Source organism: Tractidigestivibacter sp. (assembly GCF_057241865.1).
Genome location: NZ_DBHHPX010000011.1, coordinates 62,969 through 77,606 on the forward strand (window position 1 = coordinate 62,969; position 14,638 = coordinate 77,606).

The following is a 14,638-nucleotide window of genomic DNA, read 5'->3' on the forward strand; positions in this document are numbered from 1 at the left end:
ACGCCCCTCGTATGAGGGGCGACTCCCGTCCGCGCCGTCTTGGTCGCCATTGTTGTCATTTCAATCCACGCCCCTCGTATGAGGGGCGACCGAGTAGCCCGGTCCACGTGACCCCGGTCACCTGATTTCAATCCACGCCCCTCGTATGAGGGGCGACTGCCGGGGACGGCGGAGGGCTGCGCCAGCGTCATATTTCAATCCACGCCCCTCGTATGAGGGGCGACATGACCCGGAAGCTCCAGAGTTTCGCCCGATAGATTTCAATCCACGCCCCTCGTATGAGGGGCGACTAGACGATTGTCTATCATTTTGGACTCTCGCGGATTTCAATCCACGCCCCTCGTATGAGGGGCGACGGAGGTCTTGCGCAGGTTGGCTATCGCGGTGTCATTTCAATCCACGCCCCTCGTATGAGGGGCGACCAGTACGTGGAGCTTGCCTGCCTGCTTGTGCTGGCATTTCAATCCACGCCCCTCGTATGAGGGGCGACGAGCGGGCGCACGTCTGCGCACCGCACCGGTCCATTTCAATCCACGCCCCTCGTATGAGGGGCGACCCTTCTCGCCGCGCTTGACGCCGACGTCTGCAGTATTTCAATCCACGCCCCTCGTATGAGGGGCGACCAGCGCCGACGCGATGCCCTGCACCGCCGCGTCATTTCAATCCACGCCCCTCGTATGAGGGGCGACGCCCGCCGAGCGTCTTGTCCGCCGCGACCTGCCTATTTCAATCCACGCCCCTCGTATGAGGGGCGACACCTTGCCGGCGAGGACCATGCGCAGGCCGAACAATTTCAATCCACGCCCCTCGTATGAGGGGCGACACGGTCAACGAATGCGCCGCGCATCACTGGCTGATTTCAATCCACGCCCCTCGTATGAGGGGCGACTGGAGCAGTATCGCGCGTGTGACCTGCTCGCGAGATTTCAATCCACGCCCCTCGTATGAGGGGCGACGCGAACGTCGCATCGCCATTGAGCACGTTCCCGTAATTTCAATCCACGCCCCTCGTATGAGGGGCGACTCGGCCACGCTCTGCACGATGGTGCGGTCGTCGACATTTCAATCCACGCCCCTCGTATGAGGGGCGACCGAGCTGGCGCGCGTGGTCCACCGCCGCGTCGAGATTTCAATCCACGCCCCTCGTATGAGGGGCGACAAAAAGACCCCCCTGGGGGCCTCGCTGTAGCAGGATTTCAATCCACGCCCCTCGTATGAGGGGCGACTCCTCCCGGTGAGGATGAGTGCCCCCTGATGGGCATTTCAATCCACGCCCCTCGTATGAGGGGCGACTCGCTAGGCACACGCAGCGTCTCTGGTGCCTTGGAATTTCAATCCACGCCCCTCGTATGAGGGGCGACCGAGGCGGCCATGGGCTCTGCCACCGCGGCTGCATTTCAATCCACGCCCCTCGTATGAGGGGCGACCAGATAGGCCCTTGACGTACTCGATGCACTGCCAATTTCAATCCACGCCCCTCGTATGAGGGGCGACGTCCCGTCCGCGCCGTCTTGGTCGCCATTGTTGTCATTTCAATCCACGCCCCTCGTATGAGGGGCGACCACGGCAGGAAGGTGGGCGAGCGATGAGCGAGGGATTTCAATCCACGCCCCTCGTATGAGGGGCGACGATTGCGGGGCAAGCGATAAGCCCAGCCCACTTGAATTTCAATCCACGCCCCTCGTATGAGGGGCGACTACGGCACTCACGGCAGCGGTGACGCATGCCGTGGCATTTCAATCCACGCCCCTCGTATGAGGGGCGACACGGTCAACGAATGCGCCGCGCATCACTGGCTGATTTCAATCCACGCCCCTCGTATGAGGGGCGACCTCGGCGTTGAACGTAACCGTGTACGTGTCGGCATTTCAATCCACGCCCCTCGTATGAGGGGCGACGGTGTATGAGTGCCCGGCGCTGGTCGACGTGTCGATTTCAATCCACGCCCCTCGTATGAGGGGCGACGGAGATGCCATCGATGGCCGGGGCCAGCTGCTTATTTCAATCCACGCCCCTCGTATGAGGGGCGACCGAGGCGCCCGTCCATGCGCCGCCCTCCGAGTCATTTCAATCCACGCCCCTCGTATGAGGGGCGACGGGGCAAGCGCGTGGCGGTCCAGTACCTGATAGAATTTCAATCCACGCCCCTCGTATGAGGGGCGACCAGCAGCGTGAGCGTGGTGCCCGCCACCCAGTAGGCATTTCAATCCACGCCCCTCGTATGAGGGGCGACGCACGAGGTGGAATGCCGGGGAGAGCTACAGCGAATTTCAATCCACGCCCCTCGTATGAGGGGCGACCATGGCGGAGGTCGAGGCCGAGAGGGCCAAGCGGATTTCAATCCACGCCCCTCGTATGAGGGGCGACCGAGGCCACCAAGGCCTTCTACCGCGAGCTGCAATTTCAATCCACGCCCCTCGTATGAGGGGCGACCTTACACCGACGTGATAGACATTCCTTATGTGCTATTTCAATCCACGCCCCTCGTATGAGGGGCGACCCTCCATCGAGGAGACGAACGCCAAGATCCGCGAATTTCAATCCACGCCCCTCGTATGAGGGGCGACACAGAGTCATTGGGCTTGACGATGACCACGACTAATTTCAATCCACGCCCCTCGTATGAGGGGCGACTCGCGGAGCTCGTCGCCTGCCTGCACTTTTGCTTATTTCAATCCACGCCCCTCGTATGAGGGGCGACCCCATGGATATCTCGTGCTCAGGTCCCCGGCCTCATTTCAATCCACGCCCCTCGTATGAGGGGCGACGTGGCGGCGAGGAGGGCGGGCGGCGACGATGCGGAATTTCAATCCACGCCCCTCGTATGAGGGGCGACCTGGATTCCCATGTCGTCCTGGCGCACCAGGTGATTTCAATCCACGCCCCTCGTATGAGGGGCGACACCTCGCGAGGCTCGGCTACGAGGTGGCCGTCCCATTTCAATCCACGCCCCTCGTATGAGGGGCGACCGTCTCCACCTACCAGGAGAGCGCAAACAAGTTCGTATTTCAATCCACGCCCCTCGTATGAGGGGCGACCGTTGTGCGTGACCGTGGGCGGCTCCACCGCCAGATTTCAATCCACGCCCCTCGTATGAGGGGCGACCGAGGCGCGCGACGTGCTGCTGGGCCTCACGCCGATTTCAATCCACGCCCCTCGTATGAGGGGCGACCCCGGCGGGCATCTGGGTCAGGGTGGAGAGGCTCACATTTCAATCCACGCCCCTCGTATGAGGGGCGACGTCATACGCAATCGACCTGATCAACGCCACGCATATTTCAATCCACGCCCCTCGTATGAGGGGCGACGCCACGTGCAACCCTCCCTGGTCTCTCGGGGGGAATTTCAATCCACGCCCCTCGTATGAGGGGCGACACAGCTGGGATGAGAGCGCCTACGGTAGCTACGCATTTCAATCCACGCCCCTCGTATGAGGGGCGACCGCGCCGCGCTCCTGATGCCGCGACTGCCGAGGTTATTTCAATCCACGCCCCTCGTATGAGGGGCGACGCGCCTTGCTGTAGATGGTCCCCTCGCGGTATTCATTTCAATCCACGCCCCTCGTATGAGGGGCGACACGCCCCTCGGGGCCCTGGGCGCCCTTGTCGCCAGATTTCAATCCACGCCCCTCGTATGAGGGGCGACCCAGCGGGGCCAGCAGGTCGCGCACCTCGGCCTCATTTCAATCCACGCCCCTCGTATGAGGGGCGACTCGTTCACAGTGGCCGTTATGGCCGTCCTCACGGCATTTCAATCCACGCCCCTCGTATGAGGGGCGACCACGCCGCACATCTCGTACGCCGCCTGGGTGCAATTTCAATCCACGCCCCTCGTATGAGGGGCGACCGCAAAATATGGTAGCACATGATCATCAGACCACAAGGTGTTGATCATAGCCCGTTGCATATCTTATTGCCATACCTATGTCCTTTATCGTTTTGGCTCCAAATGCCATTGTCAAGGTGCGAAGCCCCCTGTGCGCGACTGATTGCCTACGGTTCGCACTTCTAGAGGGACAGGAACCCCTGAGGGTCATAACCTTCCTTGGCTCCAATATGAGTAATCTTGCTCTTGTAGGAGTCGCCCAAGTTATAGAACCGTAAGCTATCGTGCTTGACGTCTATAATCTCCGTCAACTTGTGACGGAGTTCTGCCTGCGTTGCAGCATCCGCGTCACACTCAAACACGGAGTTCTGGACACGCTGGCCATAATTGACACATATCTTAGCCACTCTGCGAAGCCTCTTTTGCCCCGCAGGCGTCGTAGTATCAACATCGTAAGTAATGACGACATACATGGGAAAGCGACTCCTCACTTCCACATGAACGGTGGATAACCGTCGATATCTCCTCGAACGTACTGCGCCAGGAGCTGTGCCTGTACGTATGGTACTAATCCATAGGGCATCTTCTCATGGAGGAAAGGATGTGTAACTACCTCCCTCTTCTTCTCCTGCCAGGCATCAAAGAGAACCTTGCGCCCGTCATCCGTCAGCCTGACCTCGCCATTCTCCCTCGTTTCAAAATGCTTCGCCTTTATCGTTCGATTGTTGATGACAGTCAGCACGAAGCGGTCAACCAGGATTGGGCGAAGCTCCTCCATGCAGTCAAGCGCCAGAGACCTTCTGCCAGGCCTGTCCGTGTGCATGAACCCGATGTAGGGATCGAGCCCCGCCCCACGCAAAGCCGAGGAGCAGTCAAGTGAGAGCATGGTGTAGAAGAGAGACAGCATTGCGTTCACAGGATCAAGGGGCGGTTGTTTGTTCCGCCCACGAAACTCAAATGCCTTGTCAGTATTCAGCACAAGTTCGTTGAACACTGCGAAGTATTCAGCTGCGGCATCCCCCTCAATCCCTCGCAATGATTCAATTGACGAGCACGATTTGAGGGCGCGCAACGAGCTACTGAGCATTTGCGACGCTCGCTTGAGTGAGTCGACGTCGACCCTCATCCCATGGTCTCGGATACATCTTTCTAGAACCCACTTCGAGTTGAAGACCTTCGCTAGGATGAAGTTCTTCGAGACTACCAGACACTGTTCGCGGTTCTGGGACATCAGGCTCTGCCTTTGTCGCAGCAGTACATTCCCATGGGGCATGCCTGCCACGTCGGCAAGGAACCTGCCGCTCGATGTGAAAAATGCAAGCTCAATACCCTCATCTGCACAGCGGCCCATCAAGGCAGGACTGGCGCCCATGTACGAGAACGAGTAGATGCTCGCCAGAGTATGCAGAGGTATCCTGCCCATCTCTGCCCCTTGTCGCTTAGCGACGACATTCATGCCGTCAACCGTAAGGTAAAGGTCATCCGACAAGATGTAGAGCGTGTTCCCAAGGCGCCTCACAAGGATCCCTCCAACATTTCGTCGACATAGGCTTGGGCGCTCTTCGCCTTCGGCATGCACAGCTCATAGAGGGAGCATGACCTGCAACTCTTGCGGTACCTTGCCTTTGGGATCCAGCGCTTCTGGTACAGTGAGTGCATCTCCGCAAAGTCACGCTCCACCTCCTGGCGAATCTCCCGCAGAAACTCGACCTTCTCGCGAGACCGCGTCTCCCCGTAATACAGAAAGCCGTATGGGATCTCGGAGCCAAACATCTCCTCCAGGCACATCGCCTGGGCCGTCAGCTGAAGCCTATCGGCATCGATGGTCTTCGCATGCCCATGCTTGTATTCCACAGGGAACTCGGACCATAGGCCATCCTCCCCTACGAGAGGATGACCATGCTCGCTCTGGTGAAACTCCACTACGTCGCACTGCCCAATGACGCCCATCGCGGAGGAGCGCACCGTCAGGCCGCGCACGATGATGGTGTCTCCCCTGCGCTCGCGGAGGGAATCGTCGTGCGCACGCTCATGCATAATGTCTCCGCCAATGGTCAGGACGTTCTCCTGCCACTCATCCGCCACGTGGATGAGCCCCCATTGGCGCCGGCAATAATCGAAGTGCTGGATGCCTGACAACATTAAATAGTCTTCGTCTGAATACATAGGGAAAACTCCCCGGTGCTCAAAGGATTAGCGTTCCGTTTGTGAACTGGCCCAGCTCCATGACACCACGCATATATCCCAAGAAATCATCATAGGGCAAGGTCCATTGGTATAAATCTTCGCTCAGCTTCTGCAGCTGCCATTTCCCGATATAGCACTTGCGTATCGAGACCGATCCACTCTGGAGATTCTCCCAGCAGCTATATCCACGCACGGCTCTTTCAGCCAGTTCAGGATCAATAATCGCGACGACGGTGTCATCATCAATGACTTTGAACTCGGAGGCAATCTCCTTGAACTCGTAATCACCCTCATCGTCAAGCAGTTTGCGAATAAACAATCTCACCCGTTCATTAGAGCCCCAAGACAGCTCCTCATTCATTGATGTTGTACTTAGCTCGGCATTAACGGGAATGCTCTTTTTGAAGTAGTTGAGCAGTACTTCACGAGATGCCTTCAAACGCTTGTTGTTGTTTAGTCTTGAATCGTCTTGGAACAAGAATGTCCACATTTCCGCAGCATCGTACTCGCCATTGCGGTTAACGCGCCCGGCACTTTGAACTAACGAAAGAAGCGAAGATGTTTCACGAAAACCAGTTCTAAATGAAAAGTCGACACCGGCCTCAACGCATGAAGTAGCCACCAGTGTCCAGTCCGTATCCTCTTCGTTCGATAGTCGTTTTATGATTCTTTCAACAGTTTTTGCCCTGTAGCCTGGTGTCAAAGCGGTGGAAAGATGTTCTACTCGTTCGCGACCACATTCTTGTCTGAATGCATCCGCAACGATAGCGGCATTATTCACCGTATTGACTATCACCAGCCTCGGACCAGGCTCGCCGCATACCCATGTAGGAAAATCAGACAAGGCAATTGCCTGTTCACGATAACAATACCTAATTCGGTTTAGCTCATATTTATACAATTCAGCTCTGATTGCTTCAGGAACTAGCCTAGTGACATCAGGTTGTTCAAGCCCAATTTTCCAATGCTTAAATGCTGAGAGCTCCCAGAAACGAACTAAGGAGCCAGAGGCGAGCACCCATCTGCAAGACCACTCCTCAGCAAGACAGTTCATCCATTTCCATGCTATCGGAAGCAATTGAACAGGCAACGCAGCGTGTGCCTCATCAACGAATATGACGCTCCCCGGCAGCTCATGCAGCCTGCGAAGTACAGACGGCTTATTGGATGCCAACGTCTCAAAAAAAGCAACCGCAGTAGTCACTACGATTGGCGCCTTCCAACGTGCCGTTAGGTATCTGGTATCGTAATCTTCGAAATCCACTCGACTATGGACTTCAGCGACAACTCTATTTGGATCCTCGCCCGGGAGAACCAAGGCTTTGCGGTAAACCTTCACGGACTGGCTAATGATGCTCGTATAGGGCAGCACCACAAATATTCTTCGCAGGCCATATTCAGAGCATTGATGGAGAAGATTAGCCATTACCGCAGTCGTTTTGCCGGACCCCACAGGGCTATCGCACGATACAAAGCTTTCCTCTAGATTGGCAGACCGACAAGCCCGATACATCTTTCGGCGCAAACGACTTCTCTCATCATTCGTCCCCAAGTCAGAGACATACTGGTCGAGCATCCTCAAACGTTCATCGGCGCGCAGCAAAGGCATGTCTTCCGCCGAAGGGCCTTGACCATAAAACCTTGCTGTGTCGGAATGATCAGCGTCAGCCAAACACGAGAGCGCCATTCTACAATACACGCCTAATCCATTAGGCGTCTTCTCGAGAGTATGGTCAGCCGCATCAGCAGACGTGAGAGACTCGTGTATTGATACGAGCTCCCCCAATTCGTTATCGGTTTGTCGCTTAATCTGTTTGTCTCTAAGAAAATTCATACCTCGCGCCTGCTCTTCAGCAATATCAGGCAAGCCCGCGTGATGAGAATAGACAGACAAAGCAGCCAGCAGACTTCCAGACTTCAACAAGTAGCTACATCCCGCATCAACATGGTTCACAGGAAGATGGCCTTTTCCATCCTGGGTCGAACGCAATACGTCCTGGTTGTCTTTGTCCAGCTTCCCGAGATCATGCCAAAGGGCCGCATTATGGACTGTATGCTGCAGCTCTAGGCATGAGGTCCTTGCATATTTCCCAGCTTCTGCAGCATACCTATCTGCACGACGCATTACTGCGAGGATATGGTCTTCATAGCTCTGAGATTTTCCATCGCAATTCGCGCTGTGTGCAAGATATTCCATATTCACTCAATTCCTACAATACAGGCGTTTTCGCCAGATCATTACAGGAAGAAACTTTTTCCATCAGCTTGTCTGGAAGCTGGTCCACATCCTCATAATCCAGCCACGATTCTGATGGCTCGTCGGGTTCGTCTTTTTTCTTTGGAGTTAGTGCTTCGAAAAGAAGATAATCAGGACAGCTGCCCAAAATACTCCTGTGTTCGATATACCATGCATGTCTGATGCGGACATCAGGGCGTACTGAAGATCTATTTAAATCATATGCATAAGGAATCATCAGCTTCATCAACTCGATGTCATCAGCTGTACAACCTGATTTCCGTGCATAATTCGGATTGACAAAGAAAGGCATAGTATAGATACCGTGCTCTACGACTCGATACGACATTGGAGCCATACCGGAATTCTTTTCCTTCTGGACACCAGCCTTATTCGTATTTGTCTGACGAATTATATGAATCGGTGCAATTGATATTCCCATTCCGAATTGAACGACGCCCGTTTTTATAAAGCCTTTATCCCCGCCCGACTCCAAAAACGTATTCCCAAATATTCTTGCATCCCAATACTTCTTGACAAACTCGCTATTCAAAAAATCTCTTTCATTGAATTTAGCGTTATCCTTAGTTGCACCCATCTCTTTGGAGATGGCACCACGGTCACGACCACGATGTTCAAGTATCTGGTAGTTATCTGGACTGTTCCTGTACACCTCCGGTAGAGCTGCAAAGAATGGGGAATTGTGGTCCTCAAGCAGCTCGCGAAGTTTTCTCTTGAACGACACTGGAGAAATCTCTCCGTGTCCGTTTTCTCGCTGCCGCGGATCGCTCTCTCTGTCGGGATCTCCATTCGGATTGGAGTTCACAACCTCGATAACAAGCAAACCAGTAGCACGCTTAATTTCATCTACCATGATCTGTCCTTTCTTCTGCGCTAGTTTTCACCATTGTCACTGGAAGCGCTGCGATTTTTCGGCAGTGAAGACAGGAATCCGATAAATAGCTGAGCCCTCTCTTCATCCGAGAAACTCCTGGGGCTCTTCCATGCAGGCCCCAGCTTATCCATGGTCATCTGATATTCCTTGCATATCCAAGCAGTCAACCGTCGATTCTTCTCAAGTTCCTCGTCCTTGCTGGTTTCATTCTTGAAGGTTTTAGCCCAAGCAAGATAAGGCAAGATTCTTTGTCCCAAGATGACAAAAGCTTCCTTTGGAGAATCGGACGCCACACGGAACAAAGCTGATCCAACAAACTGAGGAGGGTAGTTTTTCTCACGCACCACTTTGCAATAGAGCTCATGAAGAATGTCGGATTCATGCAGTAGTTGGCCAAACAAGTAGGGGGCCTCGTTGCAGTAGGAATCCATATATATCCCTTCACGATGTAAAAGAAGTGACAAAAACGGTATGAGCAGATTTATTGCATCCATGCATGATTTGGACATATCATTGTAATCCCTTTTGGCAAGAGCTGCACCAGTGGCGGCAATCAATTTGGGACATTTTTCTACTGCAATATGCATCTCCCTTTCTACAGGAAGCATCTTGTCCAAGAGCAGCTCCACACCGTAATAATCAGGAACAACGCTTAAGTTGGGGGCCTCCTTATTATTACGTTTCGGCCCGGAGCCCTCTTTCTCATCGCGATTGACCTGAGTATTCATTATTTCGGCAATGCTCATGGGATATGGTATCCGTCTGGCAAGCCCTCCGAGGATTTCTGGATGGTTGCCGCACCCAGCTTCCCAGTCGCGTACATTATCTTCAAGCGATTGGATATTGACAGCCCTTGTGTACATTACCCGTGTTCTGCCAGGTGGTTTATTTGTTACTTTACGCAAGACAAATACACGAATGTCATCAGTAGCCCCAGCGTCTTCACCTTCAACGCCGTGTCGCAATTTATTTATATATACTGCCGCAGCTTCTTCGAACTTCCTCTTGGGGCTGACGCTAAACACACTTTCGAACTCCCTCTCGGGGCTGACGCCAAACACACTTGTATAGTCCAATTGTTTGATGAACTCACCTATTGGATATACATATAGCCATTCATGGCTATGCGATTTCGATGTCCATATCCATACTTTATTCTCGAGAGCTTGATTATTTAGCCACCGCATCGCACCAGCCAGCACTTCCCTATTTCTGATGCTTAACGGGAAAGAGTCATTCTTCTTCAAGCCGTATTTTATCTGGCACACTGCCGCATCATTCATTGTGCGTAAAGAAGCAGACATATTATCCGGCAATTTGAAAGTTGCCATACGATCTGTCGTAGGTTCATATGGCTGCCCAAGGGCATCCACCAAAGCGTTGTTGTCTAGGATATCGCTTACCGATTCATTAGTTAACAGCGCTTTGTTTAGTGAGTTGTTGAACTGGTATGTACGAGTAGACCAACCGCTTTCTACGAGTTCCTCCGTATCAAAGATGAACGACAGAGAATCGTTCTTCCGTTTAGGCATGTTAAACAGCAGAAGCAAGGCCGTAGAGATATCTTGGTGCTTTCTAAGACATTGAAAGGCATATTGTTTCAGCATTTCATAGAGAGTCATTGGATTTCTGTATCGGTCTGTAGCCTCGACCAGCAGTTTGACTGGTTCAAAATCCCCTGTAAGTTCCAGCAACTTATGGGGCTCTATCACCATACGCAGCTTGTATTTTCTAGCAAAACGTTCTTGCTTCCGAGCATTCTTCGGGAACCATAAGGAGTCATTACACATTGAGATGATGGTCTCAATGTCTTTATCGCTTAATGGCTCATTCCCTTTCGCCGCTTTATTTAGGATATTCGAATCAGCACTGTCTTTTGGCAAGGCAAAAAGAGCGTCCAGATTCATATGCGGGTACGAAGCTTGATTGCTCCCAAATTTATATATCCCGGCCAGCTCGTCGCCAGTCAATGTACTGAGGCTCGCAATACCATTGTCATTCAGGCATATTCTTATACATGGGGTATTCGGGATTTCATCGAGTTCGAAATACCTAATTTGGTCGCTAAAGTCAATGCCAGAAGCTTGAAGCGCCTTTGTTATACTGAATGCTTCGTTAATCATCTGTTATCACCGCCCAATGGATAGATAAGGGTGCCATCATGAATGCGCACATCGGTATCGAATCTAGGCCCGACATGTCCATATGTAGAACTATCGAAGACTGTTCGAAGCATCGAAGGAATTACGATGTCAGGTAGCTCTTCACATGCATGAGTAGATGATCTCAGAGGGCCAACATATGAGGTTGTGAACTCTCTCCATCCAAGTGATACTGTGCCGAATGATTGGCCTCGGTTCAATCGTCTCTCGAAGATAGCTTTATATGCATGACCTGGTGAGGTAGTATGTGCATCCCACAGACGCGACCTCAAATTGAAGGAATCTCGATTGTTGTTCTGTTCCACTACGGCATAAAGCTTGTAACAAACATCGACAAGAACCGTTGCAACAAGTTGATAGTTATTGCCACTTTTGATATCTGGATTCGATCTGTTCGGGCCGCCGTAATTAGTTACATAAGAGTGATACTGGATAGGTTTACATATTTCCACCCTCGTTGGAATTATAGAAATTGCTGGTCCCCACAGGATGCTTTCGAATATTCCCTTGGACGCCGAGTATGTCGGTGCCGGATAGCTACATGGACAATCACCAGTATCAGGCCGCGTCCACATGGCAGTGTTTCCGGCAACTTCCATTGCAATCTCGTATTTCTTGTCATTCATGATGAGCTCCAGTCTTCTATTTGCACCATTTAAGTACAAATTCAAAAACCCAACCGAATGATTGCGAGCTCAATTAGGTGAATGGCAAACTCTGGTCCAACTAGCGTCGCAGACAAGGCGATGTGTTTGCCGACTACGAGTGGTCAGCGTACTTATCCCCATGCTCAATTGAAACTCGCGCCAGGATCCAAAATCTTTCTGACGCTCAAGCAGAACTGATATGTAGCTTACCCTGTCAAGAGGCAGAACGGCCCCGACTCCGAGTTTCTCGGAGCTGGGGTCGTTTCCCATATGGTCCTCCGGGCGCCTGCCACCATCCGGCGTGTCTGGTTCGACGCACGACTGCGAGTCTGATATCCGCGTGTTGGGTAACGCATTCCGATGCCTTCGGCTGGGTGGTTCCGCGTGTCTAGGATCGCGCGTGTTTGATAGCCACAGAGTTGCGGGTTGGGGGTGGTACCGCTTTTCCGTACCGTTCTCGCTAGGCTGCAAGGGTTAGGCTTTGCCTGTATGCCAAGGGGCCCATCGAGCCCAGCGAGCGCCTGATCCTCTTTGTGTCGTGCCACTCCATGTAGTCATCGATCCTTTTCCCGAGCTCCTCCAGGCTGACGCCCTCCCAGTCCCTCCCGCAGGACGTCTCGCTCTTCATGGTGCCGAGGAGGCCCTCCATGCGGGAGTTGTCGGGAGGGCTGCCCTTCCTCGACATCGAGCGGATGATTCCCGCCCCCTCGCAGATCGATATCCACCCGGGCCACCGGTAGTGGCATCCGCAGCCGCCGTGGACGATGAGGCGGGCCCTCTCACCGGGCTTGGTAAGCCTGATGGCTGCTTCCAGCATCGAGTTGGCCATCTCGGCGTTCGGCGAGGTCGACGTCGTCCAGCTCACGATGGAGCCGTCGAAGCAGTCCAGGACAGGGGAGAGGCAGGGCTTGCCGGCGGGGACCGAGAACTGCGTCACGTCCGCGGGCCACAGGAAGTTGGGAAGCCCCGCCGCAAAGTCCTGCCTGACCTTGTTGCCCGGATGTTCCGCGACCTCGCCCGCGTAGGGGCTGTAGCGCCGCCTTGGCTTCGTCCTGCCCCGGGCCTCGAGCCCCTCCTCGGCCATGATGCGGGCGATCCTGCGCTCCCCGATGGTCTCGCCCCCCGCCTCGGGCCCGTCGTGGATGCGGCGCCTTCCGTAGATGCCGTCATTGGCGTCGAAGACCCCCGAGATCCCCCTGCGGGCCCCCTCGTCCCCGTCGGGGGCGCGGAGCGCTCCCTGCTGGTACTGGTAGCCTGGCCGGGCCATCCCGAGCGCCGAGGGAGGCTCGCACGGCCCCCGTTTGGGACGCGGGGACCCGATCAGCAGGGTCTTCCCCCCGTTCGCGGGCCCGTTTGCCGGGTCGGCGCCCGCCCCCTTTCCCAGGACCTCGAGGGCACCCCCCATGATGCCGCGCCCGAGCCCGGGCTCCTGTGTTTGATAGCCTCGGAGTTGCGGGTTTGAGCACCGAAAGATTTCGGGTCTGAGCACGAAAAACTTTCGGGTGTGAGCATAGGCGCGTCGACCACCCGCGGTCGGCCCGACAATGTCGTTGCTTCGGTCTGCGACGTTGGGAGGCCAGAGAGGAATGATCGACGTGGACAAGATAGAGGATATACGCAGGAGGGCCAGGGGTGGCGAGCCGATCGCGGCAATCGCGAGGGCGGTCGGGGTCTCGGAGCCCACGGCCCGGAAGTACGCGAGGATGGGCGACCTCTCACCGGAGCCGCCGAGGAGGCGCGAGACGGGGAGCGAGCTGCTCGCGCCCTACGAGGCGACAATCGACTCCTGGCTCGACGACGACTGCAGGAACTGGCGCAAGCAGCGCCACACGGCCGTGAGGGTGTACGTGAGGCTCCGCGACGAGCTCGGCTACGAGGGGTCCTACTCCACCGTGCAGCGCTACGTGAGGCGCAGGCGCGAGGAGATGGCCCGCGAGCGCGACCGCAGGGACGCCGAAGGCTTCCTGGCCCTGAGCTGGCTGCCCGGCGAGGTGCAGGCCGACTTCGGCGAGGCGGACTTCAGGGTGCGTGGCGTCCTCACCAGGGGGAAGTACCTGACCGTCACCTTCCCGCACTCCAACGTGGGGCTCACCCAAGTCTTCTGGGGCGAGACGTCCGAGTGCGTCTGCCAGGGGCTCCGCAACGTCTTCGAGTTCGCGGGCGGCGTGCCTAGGAGGGCGGTCTTCGACAACGCCACCGAGGTCGGCAGGCGCGTCGGGGGCGAGGTCAGGACGTCGGAGCTCTTCCGGCTCTTCGCGGCGCACTACGGGCTCGACCACGCCCTCGCCAACCCCTGCTCGGGCAACGAGAAGGGCAACGTCGAGAACAAGGTCGGCTTCCACAGAAGGAACCTCTTCGTGCCCGTCCCGTCGTTCCACGACGTCGCCACGTTCAACCGCAGGCTCCTCGGGGACTGCCTGGACCTCAGCGAGGGCAAGCGCCACCACGGGCTCGGCACGCCGGAGTCCGAGCTGTTCGGGGAGGACAGGGGGGCGCTCTCGCCGCTGCCGCCGGCCGCGTTCTCGTGCGTGAGGTGGGAGACCAGGAGGTGCAGCAGGCAGGGTGTGTTCACGATCGGCGGCGTGCGCCGCTACTCGGCCGGCCCCGCCTACGCGCGCCGTGAGGTCGCCGTCTGTTAGCGCTAACTTGAAAGCTGCCAGTTAGGCCAATGGGAACCACCGGTTCG

The 14,638-nt window shown here is 55.4% G+C and carries 9 protein-coding genes and 1 CRISPR repeat array (1 of these 10 only partly in view); of the genes, 1 reads left to right on the top strand and 8 read right to left on the bottom strand.

The annotated features are described in order from the left end of the window. Window positions 1–3,846: a CRISPR direct-repeat array (repeat unit 33 nt; unit sequence ATTTCAATCCACGCCCCTCGTATGAGGGGCGAC); it begins 3,755 nt to the left of the window's first position. 161 nt (window positions 3,847–4,007) lie between these two features. The 8 genes from cas2 to ACO59D_RS05435 all read right to left on the bottom strand — a co-directional run bounded on the left by cas2 (window position 4,008) and on the right by ACO59D_RS05435 (window position 13,219). Beyond that, entirely contained in the window at window positions 4,008–4,298 is a 291-nt protein-coding gene (cas2, locus tag ACO59D_RS05400) for a CRISPR-associated endonuclease Cas2 (RefSeq protein ID WP_130811760.1), read from the bottom strand. Between the two features lie 14 nt (window positions 4,299–4,312). Continuing rightward, a complete protein-coding gene (gene cas1c / locus ACO59D_RS05405; protein WP_130811759.1) occupies window positions 4,313–5,344 on the bottom strand; it encodes a type I-C CRISPR-associated endonuclease Cas1c in 1,032 nt (343 codons plus the stop codon). Next, window positions 5,341–5,991, bottom strand: a complete 651-nt coding sequence (gene cas4 / locus ACO59D_RS05410) for a CRISPR-associated protein Cas4 (protein ID WP_130811758.1) — start codon at window positions 5,989–5,991, stop codon at window positions 5,341–5,343. Before cas4 ends, cas1c begins: the two co-directional genes overlap by 4 nt. A gap of 19 nt (window positions 5,992–6,010) precedes the next feature. Beyond that, window positions 6,011–8,209, bottom strand: coding sequence for a CRISPR-associated endonuclease Cas3'' (locus tag ACO59D_RS05415; RefSeq protein ID WP_130811757.1), 2,199 nt, complete (start codon window positions 8,207–8,209; stop codon window positions 6,011–6,013). A 13-nt stretch (window positions 8,210–8,222) separates the two neighbouring features. Continuing rightward, the gene (locus ACO59D_RS05420; RefSeq protein ID WP_130811756.1) at window positions 8,223–9,122 is read right to left on the bottom strand and encodes a type I CRISPR-associated protein Cas7; all 900 of its coding nucleotides are present in this window, start codon (window positions 9,120–9,122) and stop codon (window positions 8,223–8,225) included. A 20-nt stretch (window positions 9,123–9,142) separates the two neighbouring features. Further along, window positions 9,143–11,266: a hypothetical protein gene (locus tag ACO59D_RS05425; protein ID WP_485126099.1), complete on the bottom strand. Its 2,124-nt coding sequence runs from the start codon at window positions 11,264–11,266 to the stop codon at window positions 9,143–9,145. After that, window positions 11,263–11,931: a CRISPR-associated protein Cas5 gene (gene cas5, locus ACO59D_RS05430; RefSeq protein WP_207302689.1), complete on the bottom strand. Its 669-nt coding sequence runs from the start codon at window positions 11,929–11,931 to the stop codon at window positions 11,263–11,265. The genes ACO59D_RS05425 and cas5 overlap by 4 nt, the downstream gene beginning before the upstream one ends. 481 nt (window positions 11,932–12,412) lie before the next feature. After that, on the bottom strand, window positions 12,413–13,219 hold the full coding sequence (locus ACO59D_RS05435) for an IS3 family transposase (protein WP_485126100.1): 807 nt from the start codon (window positions 13,217–13,219) through the stop codon (window positions 12,413–12,415). A gap of 319 nt (window positions 13,220–13,538) precedes the next feature. Between ACO59D_RS05435 and istA the strand changes: the two genes are divergently transcribed. Continuing rightward, window positions 13,539–14,591 carry an IS21 family transposase gene (gene istA / locus ACO59D_RS05440; RefSeq protein ID WP_485126101.1) on the top strand — a complete coding sequence of 351 codons (1,053 nt, stop codon included), beginning with the start codon at window positions 13,539–13,541 and terminating at the stop codon, window positions 14,589–14,591. The last annotated feature ends 47 nt before the right edge of the window (window positions 14,592–14,638 follow it).